Consider the following 19,387-nt stretch of genomic DNA (forward strand, 5'->3'; position numbering starts at 1 on the left):
AGCCAAAGGAATATGTCCGGAGTATAAATGCAGGGCTGTCCGGAACGCCCCGCCGCTCCCAATGTCTCTTAGGTTTCAGTCGTTCCCGCAGCGTCCGCCGCGTGCGTCGCGGCCCATCCTCAAGGAGTCCGTCATGAAGCGAATCACCCTGATTGCCTGTTCCCTTGCCACCGTCCTGACCGCGGCCTGCGCCTCGACCCCGCCCGACGGCAGCGCCCGCGCCGTGCTGGCGCCCAGCTCCGGCAGCAAGGTGAGCGGCGAGGTGGTGTTCACCTCGATTTCCGGCGGGGTGCGGGTCGAGGCCCGGGCCACCGGCCTGACCCCCGGCGAGCACGGCTTCCACGTCCATGAAGTGGGCGATTGCAGCGCCCCGGACGGCACCAGCGCCAAGGGTCACTTCAACCCCACGGGCAAGGCCCACGGCAATTCCACCATGGGCGAGCACCACGCCGGCGATATCCCCAACCTGGTGGCCGACGGCAGCGGCGTGGTCCGGCAGCGCATGGACGTGATGGGCATGAGCCTGGAAGGGCCCACCGGCATCATGGGCCGCGCCATCGTCATCCACGCCGACCCGGACGACTACAAGTCCCAGCCCGCCGGCAATTCCGGCAAGCGGGTGGCCTGCGGCGTGATCCGCTGAGCCTTCGCCGGCCGAGGTTGCGCCCCGGCTGGGACTGGCGTGCAGGCCAAAAAAAAGCCCCGGGGCCGAAGCACCGGGGCGGACGAATTTACGACTGAGGTGGAGTTCCGGGCCTGGCTGGGCCGGGGAACACCTGCAGTCTAGGCAGGGCGGGGCGGCGGCGGAAGTGACCGGATGCCGCGCGGCGGAAGGTCGCAGGGGCGCCGGAGCGCTAACACTAGCCCTTTGGTGCCCGCAGCAGGATCAGCAGGGCACCTTCGCCACCGTCCTGGGGCTTGGCCTGGCAGTAGGCGAGGATTTCCTCGCGCTGGGCCAGCCAGCTGCGCGACAGGTGCTTCAACACCGGCTCCCGGTTGGGGGAGCCCAGGCCCTTGCCGTGGATCAGGCGCAGGCAGCGCCGGCCGGCCTCCAGGCTGTCGGCGAGGAAGCGGCGCAGGGCCTCCCGGGCCTCGTCCCGGGTCAGGCCGTGCAGGTCCAGCTCGGCCTGCACCACCCAGCGGCCGCGGCGCAGGTCGGTGAGCACCTTGCGCGCCAGGCCGTCCCGCAGGAAGGCCGGCTCCACCCCCATGTCGAGGCGGTCCTCGAAGGACAGGGGCGATTGCAGGGCCTCGGCCAGCACCGCCCGGTCGTCCTCTTCACGCTTGATTGGTCGGGGCGGCGGCAGGGGCTTCTGCACGTCGGCCAATCCTTTGTCCTTGAGCGGGGCCACGGCGCCCACGGCGTGGGCGAAGAGGGCGCCCGGATCGTTGCCGACGGTGGCGGCCAGGTGGTCGAAGATGGCCGCATCGCCAAGCGGGGCGCCATTCTCCAGGGGGGTATCGCCGAGCGCCTTATCTGGCGCGGCTCTCCGGCCGTCCCGGTCGAAGATCAAGGCGTGGCGCGGGGTTTGGCGATGGCCAATATCCGCGCGGCCCGAATCCTTGAGGGGCGTGACCTCGCCCACCAGGGCGCGGAAGAGGTCAGGCGAATCGTCCGCCGGCAGGGGGCGGGATGGCGCCGTGGCGGGCGTCTCCACGTCCTTGAAGGTCGGCTGGACGATGGGCCGGGGGGCCGGCTTGGCCCGTTCCAGCGCGGCCCGGTTGCGGGCCCGGGCCAGGGTCGGGCTGGTGTCGGTGGCGCCCACGGCGGCGCGGAACAGGGCGGCAGGGTCGTTCTCCGCAGGGGCGGCAACCCGGGCCGCCGGCTTGGGCGCGGCCGGGCGGACCGGTGCGTCGGTCGGCGGCAGCCGGTTCTTGAGCTTTTCCAGGGCGGAAAAACCAACGCCCGTCGCGAGACGGGCGTGGTTCTTGGCCGCCGGGCCTTTTTTTGCCATGGCAGATCCCAGGTCGGGCGGCGGGGCTTACTGGCCCAGGCTGTCCAGGTAGCGCTCGGCGTCCAGGGCGGCCATGCAGCCGGTCCCGGCGGAGGTCACCGCCTGGCGGTAGACGTGGTCCTGCACGTCGCCGGCGGCGAACACGCCGGGAATGCTGGTCTGGGTGGCGTTGCCCTCGCGGCCGCCCTGGGTGATCAGGTAGCCGGTGTCGTCCATCTCCAGCTGGCCCTTGAAGATGTCGGTGTTGGGCTTGTGGCCGATGGCGATGAACACGCCCATCACGTCGATATCCTCGGTGGCGCCGGTCTTGGTGCTCTTCAGGCGCAGGCCGGTCACGCCAGAATCGTCGCCCAGCACCTCGTCCAGGGTGGTGTCGAACTTGATGGTCATCTTGCCTTCCTCGACCTTCTTGAACACCTTGTCCTGCATGATCTTTTCGGCGCGGAACTTGTCGCGGCGGTGGATCAGGGTGACGTGGCTGGCGATGTTGGCCAGGTAGAGTGCCTCTTCCACGGCAGTGTTGCCGCCGCCGACCACGGCGACCTTCTGGTTGCGGTAGAAGAAACCGTCACAGGTGGCGCAGGCGGACACGCCCTTGCCGGCGAACTTCTCTTCCGAGGGCAGACCCAGGTACATAGCCGAGGCGCCGGTGGCGATGATCAGGGCGTCGCAGGTGTATTCACCGGCGTCGCCGATCAGGCGGAAGGGCTTTTCCTGCAGCTTGGTGGTGTGGATGTGGTCGAAGATCATCTCGGTCTCGAAGCGCTCGGCGTGCTTCTGAAAGCGCGCCATCAGCTCCGGACCCTGCACCCCGTCCGCGTCCGCCGGCCAGTTGTCCACCTCGGTGGTGGTCATCAGCTGGCCGCCCTGGGCGAGACCGGTGATGAGCACGGGCTTGAGGTTGGCCCGGGCCGCGTAGACCGCAGCCGAGTACCCGGCGGGGCCGGAACCGAGGATCAACAGGGGGCAGTGACGGGTTTTGCTCATGGGGGGCTCGCTTTCTTCTCGGTAGGGTCGTTGAATGGGGGCGATTATACCCGCCTCCCTTTACGGCTTTTTTGATCGGATCGATAGGGGCGGGCTATGGTCGCCCCGGGGATCTCCCGCCACCGCAAAAACAGGCCGCGGGGCCAGGGCTGGCCGGCACCGGAAGCGGCGGCGTTTGCGGCGAGTTCCTCTATAATCGGGAAATATTTCACGTTTTCGGTCATTTCATTCCGCTGGGGAGTGTGCACACGATGGAACCTCGCAGTTCGACACCTGCTGCATCCCTGAGTCCCTTCGTCCTGCGCCGGGTCAACCTGTTCTCGCGCCTGACCGACGAAGAGTTGTCCCGCATCGCCCGCAACGCCCAGCGCCGCTCCGTCACCCGCGGTACTGTGGTGGTGCGCTCCGGCGATCCCACCGATTCCCTGTACATCCTGCTCACCGGCTCCGCCAAGGTCACCAACACCGACGATGAGGGCCGGGAAGTGATCCTGTCCCTGCTCGCCCCCGGCGACTTCTTCGGCGAAATGGGCCTGATCGACGGCAGCCCCCGCTCCGCCGACGTGGTGGCCCTGGAATCCTGCGAGCTGCTGCAGATTTCCCAGCCCGAATTCCAGCGCTGCATCGTCGACCACTTCGACGTCGCCCTGTCGCTGATGCGCGGCCTGGTGCAGCGCCTGCGCGTGGCCGACCGCAAGATCGAAAGCCTGGCGTTGCTCGACGTCTATGGCCGGGTCGCCCGGCTGCTGATCGATTTTTCCGAGGAAGAGGAGGGCCAGCGGGTGATCACCCGCAAGCTCTCCAAGCAGGACATCGCCAAGATGATCGGCGCCTCCCGGGAGATGGTCAGCCGCGTCATGAAAGATCTGGAAACCACCGGCTACATCCGCTGCGAGCCGGGCCGCATCATCCTCAACGCCGCCTGAGCCCCGGGGCGCTGGCCCCGGTCTGGCGGCGGAACGGGCCGGCCCCCTGCCCGGCCGGCGGGAAACGTCCCGCCGCGACGGGTCGTATAATGGCCCGCCAGACCCTTCTGAACGAGAGACCTCCGTTCCCGCTCCATGGCCCTTGCCTCAAAGACTGCTGCGCTCAATGACCGGGATGCGCCCCTGCCCGACAAGGTAGGCGGCCTGCTCCAGGAATTCCGCTGGCTGCTGCTGGTTCCCCTCTGCGCTTTTCTCGCCATCGCCCTGTGGGGCTTCGACGCCGGCGACCCCGGCTGGTCCCACGCCATCGGCAACACGGTGGTGCGCAACCCGGCCGGCCGCTTCGGCGCCTGGCTGTCCGACCTGCTCCTCTACCTGTTCGGCGTTTCCGCCTGGTGGTGGGTCGGCCTGATGGTGCTATTCATGATTCGCGGCTACCGCCGCCTCGGCGAAGTGGAGGCCGAGGCCGTTCCGCACCGTCCCCTGGCCCTTGCCGCCGTCGGCTTTCTCGTCCTGCTGGTGGCCAGCAGCGGCATCGAATCCCTGCGCTTCCATTCCCTGACCTCGCCCCTGCCCCTGGTGGCCGGCGGCATGTTCGGCGTCGAGCTGGCGGCCTGGGCCGAGCGCGCCCTCGGCTTCACCGGCGCCACCCTGGTGCTGATGGCCACCCTTGTGCTGGGCTGGAGCCTGTTTACCGGCATGAGCTGGCTCAACTTCTTCGAACGCTTCGGCGCCCTGCTCGAAGGCGCCTGGTTCGGCAGCCGGGGCCTGGTCGAGCGCTGGCAGGACCGGCGTATCGGCCGCGAAGTGGCCCGGGAGCGTGAAGCGGTGGTGGAAGTGGAACGGGAGAAGTTCGAGGACCACGAGCCGATCCTGATCGAACTGCCCCCCGAGCCGGAGGAAAAACCCTCCCCCCGCCTGGCCAAGCGCAAGGAGAAGGAACGCCAGCCGGCCCTCTTCCCCGAAGCGGTGGTGGGCGGACGCCTGCCCCCCCTGCACCTGCTCGACGCCCCGGCGGCGAGCAACGACCTGCCCGCTGCCGACACCCTGGAATTCACCTCGCGCCTGATCGAGCGCAAGCTGGCCGAATTCGGCGTGCAGGTGAAGGTGCTGGCCGCCTACCCGGGGCCGGTCATCACCCGCTACGAGATCGAACCGGCGGTGGGGGTCAAGGGCGCCCAGATCGTCAACCTGGCCCGGGACCTGGCCCGGGCCCTGGCCCTGGTGTCGATCCGGGTGGTGGAAACGGTACCCGGCAAGTCCTGCATGGCCCTGGAACTGCCCAACCCGAAACGCCAGGCGGTGCGCATTTCCGAGATCTTCTCGTCCCGGGCCTACAACGAAATGACCTCGGCCCTGACCGTGGCCCTGGGCAAGGACATCGGCGGCCAGCCGGTGGTGGCCGACCTGGCCAAGATGCCCCACCTGCTGGTGGCCGGCACCACCGGCTCGGGCAAGTCGGTGGGCATCAACGCCATGATCCTGTCCCTGCTCTACAAGAGCGAGCCGGAGGACGTGCGCCTGATCCTGGTGGATCCGAAGATGCTCGAACTGTCGGTCTACGAGGGCATCCCCCACCTGCTCGCGCCGGTGGTCACCGACATGCGCCAGGCGGCCAACGCGCTGCACTGGTGCGTCGGCGAGATGGAAAAGCGCTACAAGCTGATGAGTGCCCTGGGCGTGCGCAACCTGGCCGGCTTCAACGCCCGCATCAAGGAGGCGGAAAAGGACGGCAGCAGCATCCCCAACCCGCTCTCCCTCACGCCCGAAGCTCCCGAGCCCCTGCGCCAGCTGCCCTTCATCGTGGTGGTGATCGACGAACTGGCCGACCTGATGATGGTGGTGGGCAAGAAGGTCGAAGAGCTGATCGCCCGCCTGGCGCAAAAGGCCCGGGCCGCCGGCATCCACCTGATCCTCGCCACCCAGCGCCCGAGCGTCGATGTGATCACCGGCCTGATCAAGGCCAACATCCCGACCCGCATGTCGTTCCAGGTCTCGTCCAAGATCGACTCGCGCACCATCCTCGACCAGATGGGCGCCGAGGCCCTGCTCGGCCAGGGCGACATGCTCTACCTGCCGCCGGGCACCGGCTACCCGCAGCGGGTGCACGGCGCCTTTGTCGCCGACGACGAGGTGCACCGCGTCGTCCAGCACCTCAAGAGCCTGGGCAGCCCCGAATATGAGGAAGGCGTGCTCACCGGCGCCGGCGCCGACGGCGACGACGGCATGGGGGGCGGCGACGGCGGCGAGGGCGACGATCCCGAGAACGACGGCCTCTACGACCAGGCCGTGGAAGTGGTGCTCAAGACCCGCCGCGCCTCCATTTCCCTGGTGCAGCGCAACCTGCGCATCGGCTACAACCGAGCCTCCCGCCTCATCGAGGCCATGGAAAAGGCCGGCCTGGTCTCGGCCATGGACGCTCGGGGCGGCCGCGAGGTGCTGGCGCCCAAGCGGGAGGAATAACGGTGCCGGCGCCGCCGTGTCGTGCGGCGCCGCCCGTGGCCTGTGCTTCCCTGACCGACGCCGATTGCCGCCGCCCGTTTTTCCCGCCACCGCCGCGCTCCTGCCGACCTCCCATCTTTTTTCGCGCCACACGATTCGCCTCATCCGGCCCTATCGTCCTAATTCGCCTCAATTAGCCCCGCTTCCTGAATCCTCACCGTGTGCGCCGTCCGCGCCGCTCCGCTTTCCGCGGGGCCGGGCGGCCCGCCTCCTTCCAGGACCTGCCATGACCTCCCGCCTCTTTGCCTCGCGCCGCCTGTCCCTGTGGACCCTGGGTGCTGCCCTGGCCTTGCCCTGCCTGCTCCAGACCGCCCCGGCCTTTGCCGGCGGGGTGGAAAAATTAAAGAGCTTTCTCGAATCGACCCACACCCTGCGGGCCGATTTCAGCCAGACCGTCACCACCCGCTCCGGGCGCAAGCCCCAGGTGACCACCGGCCAGCTGCTCCTGTCGCGCCCGGGCAAGTTCCGCTGGGACCAGCAGAAGCCCTATCCCCAGCTGCTGGTGGGCGACGGCGAGAAGATCTGGCTGTACGACCCGGAGCTGAAGCAGGTGACGGTGAAGAAATTCACCCAGGCCCTGTCCGGCACTCCGGCGGCCTTGCTGGCCGGCGACAACAACGTGGAAAAGCGCTTCACCCTCACCGACCTGGGCGAGCGCGACGGTCTGGCCTGGGTCGAGGCCGTGCCCAAGCAGACCGACGGTGGCTTCGAGCGCATCCGCCTCGGCTTTGCCGGGGACACCCTGCGCGCTATGGAGCTGACCGACAGCTTCGGCCAGACCACCAGCCTCACCTTCCCCAAGCTGGAGCGCAATCCCAGCCTGCCGCCCGCCACCTTCCGCTTCACCCCGCCGCCGGGGGCGGACGTGGCCGGGGAATAAGCTGCTGCGCTTTGACGGCTGTGGCCGCCGCTCCGGGGCCATCCCGGGCCGGCGGCCGTCATCGAACTGCCATATTCGCCCGCTAGACTGGCGCCCGCCTGGGGCGCCTATTTTTTTGCCCGGGCTTCGGCCGAGCCCGGATGCTCCCTGGCCTTGCCCCGGGTTTCGGCCGGCTGCCGGTTGGCTCCAGGCCGGTTTCTGGTTTCCGGTCTGCGCCTGGCCAACTGCTGGCCTGCCGCTTTTTGACCCGCTTTTGACCCGCTGTTGACTGTTTCCCGGCCACTTGTCGTTTTTCCACGTTCGTTCGCCGCCGCGCAGGGCCCGGGTTGGGCCGCTGCGGCGCTTGCCTGAGGATGTTGCCGTGCCCTTGATCGCCGTTTCCCGCCTGGCCGCCCTGGCCACGCTGCTGCTCGCCTCGACGGGGCTGTGGGCGGCCGAGCCCATGAGCGGCGCCGGCTCCTCCGCGGCCCACCCGGTCTATCGCATCTGGGCCGAGCAGTTCAAGAAGGCCGGCGGCGCCGAGCTGGCCTACGACCCGGCCGGCTCGTCCGCCGGCCTGCAGAAGATCCGCGCCCGCCAGGTGGATTTCGGCGCCACCGACGTGGCCCCCAAGAGCGAGGAACTGGCCCGGGACAACTTGGTGCTGTTCCCCACGGTCATCAGTGGCGTGGTGCCGGTGGTGAACCTGCCCAAGGTCGAAGGCGGCAAGCTGGTGCTCACCGGCGAGGTCTTGGCGCGCATCTTCGCCGGCGAGATCGGCCATTGGGACGCCGCCGACATCCGCGCCCTCAACCCCGGCCTGGCCCTGCCGGCCAAGCCGATTGCCGTGGTGGTACGCTCCGACGGTTCCGGCACCACCTACAACTTCACCGACTACCTGGCCAAGGTCAGCCCGGCCTGGAAGCAGAAGATGGGGGTGGGCACTGCCATGAAATGGCCCGAGGGCGTTGTCGCGGCCAAGGGCAGCAAGGGCGTGGTCGAGGCCGTGCAGGCCACCGCCGGCAGCATCGGCTACGTGGATTACAACTACGTGGTCGAGCACAAGCTGAAAGCCGTGGCCCTGAAGAACGCCGAGGGCGCCGTGGTCGAGCCGGGCCCCCAATCCTTCCAGAACGCCCTGCTGCAAAGCCCGTGGATGCAGGGCGGCGACTTCACCCAGACCCTCACCAACCAGCCCGGCCGCGACAGCTGGCCGATCACCATGGGCACCTTCGTGGTCATGCCCCGGGTGGCGGACCGCCCCGAGCGCGCCGTGCCGGTGATCCGCTTCTTCACCTGGGCCTTCATCCACGGCGACGATCTGGCCAAGAAGGTCAATTTCGTGCGCCTGCCCAACTCGATCCAGGCCAAATCGTTCCGTGCCATCGCCAGCATCGTCGATCGCCGCGGTACCCCCATCGGCGTCGATTCCCTGCACTAGGCCCGCAGGCGCCCCTGGCGGGCGGCGCGGTGCCGCCCCTGCCGCTGCTCCTGCCACGGCCACGGCCACGGCCACTACCGGCGCCGCCGTCCGTCCCAATTTCGCGCCGATTTTGCCCTGATTTTCCTCAACTCCCGCGCCCCGCCCGGCTAAACCCTAGGCGGGGCGCGGCGTTTCAGAGGGTGTGCCTGGAAACCCGCGTGGATAGTGGCGATCCGAGCATATGTCTTGGAGAACCAATAGGGACGCGGCGTTCCAGCAGGGGGCCTCAGTGCTGCGGCGGCGGTTCGGGAAAGCGCACCACCGGGCCGACGGGCTCCCGCTCCGGCGGCACGAAGTCCGGCGCCGGCGGCCCGGCCGGACCCAAGGTGCGGATGAAGTGGTACACCGCCCGGCGGTCCTGGCGGCTCATGCGCTGCAGGGTGAACCAGGGCATGGGCGGCCGGCTCACCTTGCTGCCGGAAACCTCCAGCCACTCGGCCTCGCTGATCTGCTGCATGTAGTGGCGCAGATTGACCGGGTAGGTGGTGCCCCAGGGGCCGCGCCAGCCGAGCCGGTCGCCGATCAGCCAGTGCTGCTCGGGCACCTGGCCGCCGCTCACGGCGTAGCCCGGGGTGTGGCAATCGTTGCAGCCGGCAATCGTCACCACGTAGCGGCCCCGCTCGATCAGGGCGGCGGTGGCGGTCTTGCCGCCGCTGCTTTGCGCCATGGCGGCCGTGGCCAGCAACAGGGCCGCCACGACTACCGCCGCCACGATGACCTGCCGCTGCCAGGCGGGCATGTGCTGGTGATGGGGGGCGCTGGCCGCGGTCGCGGCGTGAAGATGGACGCGGGGAATCATCGGATTGCCTCCACGGGGCCGGGGGATACCGGGGTTCTGCTACCGGGATAGCCAGCGGCGGGCCGGGCGGCAAGGCCATGCCGTTAGTCCGTTCGGATCGGCTCCCGTGGGCTGGGTGTCAGGGGTGGCCTGTGCGCTTTCGCACGGCATAAATTTTTAACCCTTGTGCATAATGTCAGGCGACTGACAACAACCGGCCGGCACAGCACCGGCCTGCCCGGGAGGCGCTGTAACGCTTATGGCAACCCTGATTCCCGCCTATTCCACCTGCGCCGCGCGCATGACGTCGGGCGAAAAGCGCCTGGCCCAGCGGCTCGAAGCCAAGCTCGAAGACGACTACCTGCTCTGGTACGACGTGCCCGTGGGCCCGGCCAACCTGCACCCGGACTTCATCGTCTTCAACCCGCGCCGGGGCATCCTGGTGCTGGAGGTCAAGGACTGGAAGCTGGACACCCTTCAGGCCATGGACCGGGATCACGCCACCCTGGTCACCGCCGACGGGGTCAAGCAGGTGCTCAACCCCCTGGAGCAGGCCCGCCACTACGCCCATGCCGTGGCCGACCTGCTCAAGCGCGACCCCCAGCTGACGTTTTCGTCCGGGCGCGAGCAGGGCAACCTGTACTTCCCCTGGGGCTACGGCGTGGTGCTCGCCAACATCACCCGCAAGCAGTTCGACGCCACCGACCTGGGCGAGGTGATCGCCCCCCACCGGGTGATCTGCCGCGACGAGATGGAAGAGGGCGTCGATGCCGAGGCCTTCCAGCAGCGCCTGTGGGCCATGTTCCCCTTCAGCCGCAGCACTGCCCTGTCCCTGCCCCAGATCGACCGCATCCGCTGGCACCTTTTCCCCGAAATCCGCATCAACGCCCCGCTCCAGGGCAAGCTCTTCGCCGACCCGGACGTGGCGGACATCCCCGACATCGTGCGGGTCATGGACTTGCAGCAGGAACAGCTCGCCCGCAGCCTGGGCGAGGGCCATCGGGTCATCCACGGGGTGGCCGGCAGCGGCAAGACCCTCATCCTCGGCTACCGGGCCGAGCACCTGGCCCAGGTCTGCCAAAAGCCCATTCTGGTGCTTTGCTACAACCGCACCCTGGCCCACCGCCTCGCTCAGGTCATGGCCGCCAAGGGCCTGGCCGGCAAGGTGCTGGTGCACACCTTCCACCAGTGGTGCCGCGCCCAACTGGTGGCCTACAACGCCGGCCTGCCGGAAAAAGGCAACGAGAAAGACGGCGACCAGAGCGCCTACTTCGCCGCCATGGTCGAGCGGGTCATCGGCGGCGTGGACCGGGGCCTCATCCCCGGCGGCCAGTACGACGCCGTGCTCATCGACGAAGGCCACGACTTCGAGCCCGCCTGGCTCAAGCTCGTCACCCAGATGGTCAACCCGGACACCAACTCCCTGCTGGTGCTCTACGACGACGCCCAGGACATCTACGCCCGGGGCAAAAAGCAGAAATTCAGCTTCAAGAGCGTCGGCATCCAGGCCCAGGGCCGCACCACCATCCTCAAGATCAACTACCGCAACACCCACGAAATCCTGCAACTGGCCGCCAGCTTCGCCAAAGACCTGCTTCAGCCCGCCAGCGCTACGGCCAACGGCGCAGCGGACGAGGACGGCGTGCCCCGCCTCGCCCCCATCAGCGGCGGCCGCCACGGCCCCGAACCCCAGGTGATCCGCCTGCCCACCATCAAGGACGAGGCCGAGCACATCGCCGACCGCCTGAAAGCCGCCCACCAGACCGGCATCCCCTGGAACGACATGGCCGTGATCTACCACGACTACGCCAAGGTGGGGAAAGCGGTGATGGACGTGCTCGCCGCCAAACGCATCCCCTACACTTTCCACAAAAAAGCCACCTTCGCCCCGGACGAACACACGGTAAAGGTGCTCACCATGCACAGCTGCAAGGGCCTGGAATTTCCCCTGGTGGCGATCCCCGGCGTGGGGATCATGGAGCAGGAGGACGAAAAGCGCGATGAATATGCCCGGCTGCTTTATGTGGCGATGACCCGGGCGACACAGGAGTTGGTGGTGGCGGGGTGAGGGGAATTAGAAGTTAATTATGGCGATAAGACGCGGTATTTTACTAATTCCAAATACAGTTATGAGTCTGAAATTAATAGTTAAAATATTGAAAATGGTGATAACAAATGCATAAAGACTATGAGGAAGTGTGCAAAGCACTGGATGAACTGGCGGCCGTGATAAAGAATGGTTGGTCTGGTGATCAAACCTTTTGTGAAGCTTGGGGCTGGAACTGCCCTTCTGTAACACGCCATGATATGGCTGGGCTGGCCTCAAAGTTGGCGCAAGATATCAGAAATTCAAAGCCTGACACTGTTTCCCCAGCTCTGCAAACTTTTATTGCCGATATTCCAAGACGGCTTCAACTACTACGGAATCAAACCGTTCCGCAGTTTTGGGGAGGGAATAATGGACCGGCTGTTTCAGCTTATACGGCGACTCTGTCTTCACTTCGTGAGTCACTGATGCCAGTAATCGGTTGGCAACTGATCCCTGACATTAAGGTTATGCCCGGACATCTTGCTCGACGCCTGCGTTCGATTCAGGCTGAGCTGGACCAACTACTACCCAACAAAGAGAAAGTTGCAACTCAGCTAGCAGAAATCGATAGCGCCCATGCAGCAGCTGAATCATTACCATTGGACCTCAAAGCGTTAGCAGATGCGCGCGAGGCAACGTTAGCAAGTGCTGCTCAAGCGACCGCATCGTCTGAAAAAGCCCAAACCTGCGCGAAGGATGGAGAAGGCGAGCTTGTAAAACTGAAGTTGATGAGTGATGAGGCCAAAAAACTCGTCGCTCAGTGTGAAGAAGCATACCGAATTACTACAACGAAGGGCCTTGCTGCTGCCTTCGATCAACGCGCAATACTTCTTGCTCGATCCATGTGGGTCTGGGTCATAGGTTTGCTCGGTGCTCTTGCTGCTGGTACCTATCTTGGCGCTGAGCGTTTCCGTCTTCTATCTCAAGCCCTTGCATCTCCGGAGACTCCTTGGGGTCACCTGTTTCTCCAATTTTTATTGTCAGGTTTGGCTGTTGCCGCACCCGTTTGGTTTGCTTGGGTTGCAACAAAGCAAATTGGGCAGAGATTTCGACTCGCTGAAGACTACGGGTTTAAAGCGTCGGTTGCTAAGGCTTATGAAGGTTATCGTCGAGAAGCAGCCAGAATCGATGAGGAATTTGAATATCGGCTCTTTGGATCTGCATTAACTCGTCTAGAGGAGCCACCGCTTCGCTTGGTTGAGGCCGAAAATCACGGAAGTCCTTGGGGTGAATTTACGAGCTCTCCTGCCTTTAAGGCAGCACTTGAGAAAATGCCAGATCTACGAGCCACATTCGATAAGATATTCAAACGTGCGCAGCAAGGAAAGTCTTCATCCAAAGATGAGTCGATTGAATCCATGAAAAAAGCCCATGCTGATGCATGATTTTCGTATTCGTGGCATGGATAATATGTCCAGGGATTAGATTGTTCGACCTTTTGTCTAACTCTTTGGCTATAACTGGTAAAGGGCTATAAATCCGAAGAGGTTCTTCTATAGTTGTTTATCACTCCCAGTGATAGCGTGCTATGAGAGGATAGGTCTTCTCTCCACCCGCGCTATCATTCGCTCCATGAGCGACCTGTTTTCTTCCCTGGAGCCGCCCGTCCCTGAGGGCGGCTCCGTGCCTTCCGGGGTGGATGCCCCGCCGCCGCCCCTGGCGGAGCAGTTGCGGCCCAAGACCGTGGCCGAGGTGATCGGCCAGCAGCACCTGCTCGGGCCGGGCAAGCCCCTGGCGCTGGCGTTTGCCTCGGGCGAGCCCCATTCGATGATCTTCTGGGGGCCGCCGGGGGTGGGCAAGACCACCCTGGCGCGGCTGATGGCGGATGCCTTCGACGCCGACTTCATCGCCCTCTCGGCAGTGTTCTCCGGCATCAAGGACATCCGCGAGGCCATGGCCCGGGCCGAGGCGGCGCGGGCCCGGGGGCGGCGCACCATCCTCTTCGTCGACGAGGTGCACCGTTTCAACAAGGGCCAGCAGGACGCCTTTTTGCCCTACGTGGAATCGGGCACCGTCACCTTCGTCGGCGCCACCACCGAGAACCCGTCCTTCGAGGTCAATTCGGCCCTGCTCTCCCGGGCCTCGGTGTATGTGCTGCAATCCCTCACCGCCGAGGAGATGGGCCAGTTGTTCGCCCGGGCCCGGGAAAAGGCCTTCCCCGAGCTGACCTTCGACGAGCAGGCCCAGGAGCGGCTGATCGGCGTGGCCGACGGCGACGCCCGCAAGCTGCTCAACCTGCTGGAGCAGATCCGCACCGCCGCCCGCACGGCCAAGACCGCCACGGTGGACGGCGACTTCATCAACGCCGCCCTGGCCCAGCAGCTGCGCCGTTTCGACAAGGGCGGCGAGGCGTTCTACGACCAGATTTCGGCCCTGCACAAGTCGGTGCGCGGCTCCAACCCGGACGCCGCCCTGTACTGGCTGGTGCGCATGCTCGACGGCGGCGCCGACCCGCGCTACCTGTCGCGCCGCCTGATCCGCATGGCCTGGGAGGACATCGGCCTGGCCGATCCCCGTGCCGCCGAGATCGCCACCAGCGCCGCCGACACCTATGAGCGCCTCGGTTCCCCCGAGGGCGAGCTGGCCCTGGCCCAGGCGGTGATCTACCTGGCGGTGGCGGCCAAGAGCAACGCCGGCTACATGGCCTACAACCAGGCCCGGGCCTTCGTGCAGCGGGACGTGTCCCGGCCGGTGCCGATCCACCTGCGCAACGCCCCGACCAAGCTGATGAAGGAACTGGGCTACGGCAAGGAATACCGCTACGCCCACGACGAGCCCAACGCCTACGCCGCCGGCGAAACCTACCTGCCCGACGGCATGGCCGAACCCGGCTGGTACCAGCCCGTGCCCCGGGGCATGGAGGCCAAGATCGGCGAAAAGCTGGCCTGGCTGCGGGGGCTGGACGAGGAAGCGCGGCAAGAGGCCCGGGCCGCCGAACGCGCCCGGCGCGGCGGTGCGGCGCATTCTGCCAATGCCCCCACCCCTGGCGTGGCCCCGGCCGCTAAGCCCGCTAAGCCCGCCATCCCCGCCATCCCCGCCAAACCCCCCAAGCCGCAAAGCGAGGATTGAGGCTGGTGGGCCGGCGATACATGAATTTTTTTAATATTTCCCGCAGGTAGGGCCGCGAAGGTCTAATACTGGCGCGGACCTTTGGTTTTAGCCGCGCCTGAAACATTAATTTTTTTCATGTATTGCCGGCGATCAGCGTCCTGGCGGTGCGCCCAGGTGCCGTCGTCAACGCGGCCGGCCTGGCCGCCACGGCCAGCGAAGCCGCCTTCTTCTCGGCTTATAATCTGCGCATTACGCAAATTCCTGTGCCACGCCGGCCCGCCGGGTTGTCGTGGCCTTTCATTTTCAGCCCACACCGCCATGCTCGACATCCAACTTCTCCGTTCCAACCTCGACCTCGTCAAAGAGCGCCTGGCCACCCGCGGCAAGGCCTTCGACCTGTCCGACTTCGCCACTCTGGAAGCCGAGCGCAAGTCGCTCCAGGCCCGCACCCAGGAGCTGCAGGCGGCCCGCAACAGCCTCTCCAAGCAGATCGGCATGTTGAAGGGCAAGGGCGAGGACGCCTCCGCGGTGATGGCCGAAGTGGGCAAGATCGGCGACGAACTGAAAGCCTCCGAAGCCCGCCTCAACGAGCTGCTGCCCAAGCTCGAAGGCATCGTCGCCGCCCTGCCCAACCTGCCCGCCGAATCGGTGCCGGTGGGCAAGGACGAGGCCGCCAACGTGGAGATCAAGCGCTGGGGCACCCCGCGCAGCTTCGATTTCGAGGTGCAGGACCACGTGGCCGTGGGCGAAAAGCTCGGCGGCCTGGATTTCGAGCGGGCGGTGAAGATCACCGGCAGCCGCTTCACCCTGATGAAGGGCGGCGTCGCCCGCCTGCACCGGGCCCTTGCCCAGTTCATGCTCGACACCCACACCCGGGACCACGGCTACACCGAGGTCTACACCCCCTACCTGGTGAACGCCGACAGCCTGTTCGGCACCGGCCAGCTGCCCAAATTCGAGGAAGACCTGTTCAAGATCCCCGCCGCCAGCGGTTCCGACGGCCAGGCCGAGGGCGCCGGGCGGGACTACTACCTGATCCCCACCGCCGAGGTGCCGGTGACCAACATCGTGCGCGACGAAATCCTCGCCGCCGACGCGGTGCCCCTCAAGATGGTCTGCCACACCCCCTGCTTCCGTTCCGAGGCCGGCTCCTACGGCCGCGACACCCGGGGCATGATCCGCCAGCACCAGTTCGACAAGGTGGAGTTGGTGCAGATCGTCACCCCCGAGGCCAGCGAGGCCGCCCACGAGGAGCTGACCCGCCACGCCGAGACCATCCTGGAAGCGCTGGAACTGCCCTACCGCCGCATCGTGCTGTGCACCGGCGACATGGGTTTTTCCGCCGCCAAGACCTACGACCTGGAAGTGTGGCTGCCGGCCCAGAACACCTACCGGGAGATTTCCTCCTGCTCCAACTTCGAGGCCTTCCAGGCCCGGCGCATGAAGGCCCGCTTCCGCAACGCCCAGGGCAAGCCGGAACTGCTGCACACCCTGAACGGCTCCGGCCTGGCGGTGGGCCGCACCCTGGTGGCGATCCTGGAAAACAACCAGCAGGCCGACGGCTCGGTGACCGTGCCCAAGGCCCTGGTGCCCTACATGGGCGGCCTGGAAGTGCTGACCCCGGCGGCCTGATCGCCGGAGCGGCGCCGGGCGTGGCGCTCATCGCCCGGCACCGCCCCGGCCGCCGATGCCGCGCAGTTGTGTTCCGCGCCCCGCGCCCCGCACCGGTAACTGCGTACCGCAATAAAAAACCCGCCAGTACTGGCGGGTTTTTTTATGACCTGGCCGGAAAGGCGCGTGGAATAAGGCGCTGCGGGCAGGCTACCTGGAGATCAAGGCAGGGTGCGGGTCTTCAGGGTGGCATCGCCAAGATCAAGTATTGGTGCGGTGTTTGTGGCGGTTGCTCTGCGGCGGCGCCTGGGGCGCCCCGGTGGGGCGGACCCTGATCGCGCCCCTATTCCCCGCTGCCGGCCGCCGTCTGCACCGTGCGGCCTCGCCCGGCGGCTGGTGCGGGTCGGGCGTGGGTCGGGCGTGGGTCGGGCGTGGGTCGGGCGTGGGTCGGACGTGGGTCGGACGTGGGTCGGACGTGGGGCGGGGCTGCGAGGGCGGCCCCGGGCTGGGCTTAGCGCTTCTTCGTTCCGCCCTTCCTGGCCACCGGCGCCAGGGGCACGTAGGCCTCGGCGTGGCGTTGCAGGATGTCGTAGAAGATGCGCACGTTTTCCACCAGGATCACCGCTTCGCCGCCCCGGGCGCGGCCGGACTTGAGGCGGCTGTAGTACTCGGGCCGGGAGAGCAGGGGCAGCACCTTCTTCATCTCGAACCACTGAGTCGGGTCGGCCCCGGTGGAAGGGGCGATGGCCCGGGCGCCGTTCATGTGGCCCATGCCCAGGTTGTAGGCGGCCAGGGCCATCCAGGTGCGGTCCGGTTCCTTGACCTCGCTGGGCAGCTGGTCACGCAGGTCGGCCAGGTAGCGGCTGCCGGCGCGGATGCTCTCTGCGGCGTTGAGGCGGTTTTTCACCCCCAGGTGGTCGGCGGTGTCCTCGGTGATCATCATGATCCCGCGCACGCCGGTGGGGCTGGTGGCGAGGGGATTCCACTTCGATTCCTGGTAGGACAGGGCGGCCAGCAGCCGCCAGTCGATGCCGGTGATGACCTGGCCGCGCTTGAAGTCCTGCTCGTAATCCGGCAGCACCGAGTGGATCGCCTCCAGGTAGGTGATTACGTCGGCGCGTTCAAGCCGGCGGATGTGGCCGAAGTAGCGGTCGATCAGCCGGGCCAGGGTGCCGTCGCGCTGGCTCTCGTCGAGAAAGGCGTTGGCCCGGGCGAGCAGGTCCGGGTCGCCGTCGGCGGGAAACAGCCAGGACACCGGCTTTTCCTCGCCAACGGTCAGGGTGGTCTGCAGGGTGGGGTAGTAGTTGCTCGCCACCTCCATCACCCGCGAATCGGTCAGGGCGTACTCGATGCGCTGGTCGGATACCGCCGCCACCAGGTCGAATTCGTCCCATTCCTTGTGCTCGATGATGGTGGGCGGCGGTTCGAGGCCGGTGATGGCCTTCAACCGGTCCACGTGCTTGGAGCCTTCGACCACGTGGATGGTCTTGCCCGCCAGGTCGGCCAGCTCGGTCAGCGGCAGGGAGGCTTCGTTCTGCACGATCACCTGGCGGTTCTTGCCGTAGGGCGTGGCCTGGACGAAGGAGTCGGCGTCCAGGTCGGGCAGGGGCAGCCAGCCGGCGCCGAAATGGGCCTCGCCGTCCTTGAGCTTTTCGTAGAGCTCCTGGTCGCTCTGGGCGATGATCAGGCGCACCGGCTTGCCGAGGCTGGCGGCGAACTGCTCCACCAGATCGGATTCGAAGCCCCGGCTGCCGATCTTGTCGGCACGCTGTTCCTGCTCGTGGGTGGTCAGCCGGTCCCGGATCACCACCACCAGTTCGTTGCTCGTCGCCAGCCGTTCCGGCACCCGGTCGCCGCACGCCACCACCCCGGCCGCCAGGGCGGCCGTCACCAGCACCCGGGCCATGCGGGCCAGGCGTAGCAACCAGGATGAGGGACGGACGGCGGGGCGGGCCCCGAGGGGGATGCATCCGGTCCGGTACGGGCGGCTCGGCATTGAGCGGCGACTCCTCCAGAAAGGAAGTGGGGACATGCGGGAAGGGCGCCATGATAACAGGCCCGATTTTTCACCCCGGCGCCCCCCGGCGGGGGGTGCAAGGCGAGGACGGTTAGGCTATACTGCGCGCCTTCCGGCAACGCACCCGCTGCGGCCGGGAAGTCTGCCCCCGGGGTCACCCGGGTTCCGGCAGCGCGCGGAGAGGTACCGAAGTGGTCATAACGGCGCCGACTCGAAATCGGATGGTCAGGGAAACCTGGCACAAGGGTTCGAATCCCTTCCTCTCCGCCACTCTTTCCCTACCCCCTATTGTTTCCCCTGCCGCCGGTAACGGCAGCACCGCCCATCGCTAGGCGCATTGCGTCCATCGGCGCGCCCGCTCGCGCGGCGCATGGTGCCGGCGGGCGGGCCTGCGGCTAGCTTGCCCTTGGGGTCAGTCCGCGCTGAGGCCCGCGGCCAGGGTCGCGGCGATGCGCGAGGCATAGTCGCGGCGGTAGAGCACGATCACCACCACCACCGTCGAGAACAGGAACAGCCAGGGGCTGACCACCCAGGTGAGGGCGGTCAGGCCGAAGTAGTAGGCGCGGATGCCCCGGTTGAATTCGTCGCCGGCCAGGGAATTGACCTCTGCCAGGCGGCGGGCGTCCTGTTCGCGCTTGGCCGGGTCGCCGGGGCTGGAAGGGGAAGGGGCGGCGCCGAGCAGGATCGAGAGCAGGTTGAACTGGCGCAGGGACCAGGTGAACTTGAAGTAGGCCACCACGAACACGCCGAAGAGCAGCAGCAACTTGAATTCGAGCAGGTCCCGTGAGGTGTGGGTGGCAAACGGCAGGTCGGCGGTGAAGGTGATCAGCTTGTCCAGGGTGCCGAGCACGGCGAACAGGCCGGCGATGATGTAGATGGTGGTGTTGGCGTAGAACGAGACGCTGGTCTGCAGGTTGCCGATCAGGCTGGCGTCCATGATGCGCACTTCCCGGGTGAGCAACTGGCGCGCCCAGTGCAGCCGGTATTGGTGGCCCAGGCCGACCAGGCCCTGGCGGGCGCGCTGGCCGTATTCGGAATAAAAGGCGTAGCCGAACCAGGCGGCGGCGAAGGCGAGCAGGGCGAGCCAGTCGGGCCAGGCGATTTCGGTGATCAGGCCTTTGAGCATGCC

General features: G+C 66.7%; 14 protein-coding genes and 1 tRNA gene. 10 read left to right on the forward strand and 5 right to left on the reverse strand.

The window, feature by feature from the left end; translation table 11 throughout:
* Positions 1-133 precede the first annotated feature (133 nt).
* Positions 134-643, forward strand: coding sequence for a superoxide dismutase family protein (locus OTERR_RS04290; protein ID WP_149424970.1), 510 nt, complete (start codon positions 134-136; stop codon positions 641-643).
* A 217-nt stretch (positions 644-860) separates the two neighbouring features.
* On the opposite strand, the gene OTERR_RS04295 is transcribed toward OTERR_RS04290, so the two are convergent.
* Together OTERR_RS04295 and trxB are read right to left on the reverse strand one after the other, a co-directional pair.
* The gene (locus tag OTERR_RS04295; RefSeq protein WP_149424971.1) at positions 861-1,955 is read right to left on the reverse strand and encodes a Smr/MutS family protein; all 1,095 of its coding nucleotides are present in this window, start codon (positions 1,953-1,955) and stop codon (positions 861-863) included.
* Between the two features lie 27 nt (positions 1,956-1,982).
* Complete coding sequence (trxB, locus tag OTERR_RS04300; protein WP_054621141.1) at positions 1,983-2,942, reverse strand: thioredoxin-disulfide reductase; 960 nt, start codon at positions 2,940-2,942, stop codon at positions 1,983-1,985.
* Between the two features lie 251 nt (positions 2,943-3,193).
* Here trxB and OTERR_RS04305 point away from each other — a divergent pair, with 251 nt between their 5' ends.
* From OTERR_RS04305 to pstS, 4 genes are all read left to right on the forward strand, one after another.
* Positions 3,194-3,868 (forward strand): Crp/Fnr family transcriptional regulator, encoded by a 675-nt coding sequence (locus OTERR_RS04305; RefSeq protein ID WP_149424972.1) that lies wholly within the window; start codon positions 3,194-3,196, stop codon positions 3,866-3,868.
* Positions 3,869-4,003: 135 nt separating this feature from the next.
* Positions 4,004-6,331 (forward strand): DNA translocase FtsK, encoded by a 2,328-nt coding sequence (locus OTERR_RS04310; protein ID WP_149424973.1) that lies wholly within the window; start codon positions 4,004-4,006, stop codon positions 6,329-6,331.
* Positions 6,332-6,596: 265 nt separating this feature from the next.
* The gene (gene lolA, locus OTERR_RS04315; protein ID WP_082396898.1) at positions 6,597-7,250 is read left to right on the forward strand and encodes an outer membrane lipoprotein periplasmic chaperone LolA; all 654 of its coding nucleotides are present in this window, start codon (positions 6,597-6,599) and stop codon (positions 7,248-7,250) included.
* Positions 7,251-7,611: 361 nt separating this feature from the next.
* A complete protein-coding gene (gene pstS, locus OTERR_RS04320; protein ID WP_246154330.1) occupies positions 7,612-8,670 on the forward strand; it encodes a phosphate ABC transporter substrate-binding protein PstS in 1,059 nt (352 codons plus the stop codon).
* A gap of 268 nt (positions 8,671-8,938) precedes the next feature.
* Here the strand turns inward: pstS and OTERR_RS04325 are convergent, their stop codons facing one another.
* Positions 8,939-9,511, reverse strand: coding sequence for a c-type cytochrome (locus OTERR_RS04325; protein WP_223116001.1), 573 nt, complete (start codon positions 9,509-9,511; stop codon positions 8,939-8,941).
* A 238-nt stretch (positions 9,512-9,749) separates the two neighbouring features.
* On the opposite strand from OTERR_RS04325, the gene OTERR_RS04330 reads away from it, so the two are divergent.
* From OTERR_RS04330 to serS, 4 genes are all read left to right on the forward strand, one after another.
* On the forward strand, positions 9,750-11,558 hold the full coding sequence (locus OTERR_RS04330) for a DEAD/DEAH box helicase (protein ID WP_149424974.1): 1,809 nt from the start codon (positions 9,750-9,752) through the stop codon (positions 11,556-11,558).
* Positions 11,559-11,665: 107 nt separating this feature from the next.
* Entirely contained in the window at positions 11,666-12,964 is a 1,299-nt protein-coding gene (locus OTERR_RS04335; protein ID WP_149424975.1) for a hypothetical protein, read from the forward strand.
* A gap of 187 nt (positions 12,965-13,151) precedes the next feature.
* Complete coding sequence (locus OTERR_RS04340; RefSeq protein WP_149424976.1) at positions 13,152-14,648, forward strand: replication-associated recombination protein A; 1,497 nt, start codon at positions 13,152-13,154, stop codon at positions 14,646-14,648.
* 300 nt (positions 14,649-14,948) lie between these two features.
* Positions 14,949-16,262 carry a serine--tRNA ligase gene (serS, locus tag OTERR_RS04345; protein WP_149424977.1) on the forward strand — a complete coding sequence of 438 codons (1,314 nt, stop codon included), beginning with the start codon at positions 14,949-14,951 and terminating at the stop codon, positions 16,260-16,262.
* A gap of 490 nt (positions 16,263-16,752) precedes the next feature.
* On the opposite strand, the gene mltF is transcribed toward serS, so the two are convergent.
* Positions 16,753-18,237 carry a membrane-bound lytic murein transglycosylase MltF gene (gene mltF, locus OTERR_RS04355; RefSeq protein ID WP_187775302.1) on the reverse strand — a complete coding sequence of 495 codons (1,485 nt, stop codon included), beginning with the start codon at positions 18,235-18,237 and terminating at the stop codon, positions 16,753-16,755.
* A 198-nt stretch (positions 18,238-18,435) separates the two neighbouring features.
* Between mltF and OTERR_RS04360 the strand changes: the two genes are divergently transcribed.
* Positions 18,436-18,528, forward strand: a tRNA-Ser gene (locus tag OTERR_RS04360).
* Between the two features lie 142 nt (positions 18,529-18,670).
* On the opposite strand, the gene OTERR_RS04365 is transcribed toward OTERR_RS04360, so the two are convergent.
* Complete coding sequence (locus tag OTERR_RS04365; protein ID WP_054620523.1) at positions 18,671-19,384, reverse strand: DUF599 domain-containing protein; 714 nt, start codon at positions 19,382-19,384, stop codon at positions 18,671-18,673.
* Positions 19,385-19,387 lie beyond the last annotated feature (3 nt).

Source organism: Oryzomicrobium terrae, from assembly GCF_008274805.1.
GTDB classification, from domain to species: domain Bacteria; phylum Pseudomonadota; class Gammaproteobacteria; order Burkholderiales; family Rhodocyclaceae; genus Oryzomicrobium; species Oryzomicrobium terrae.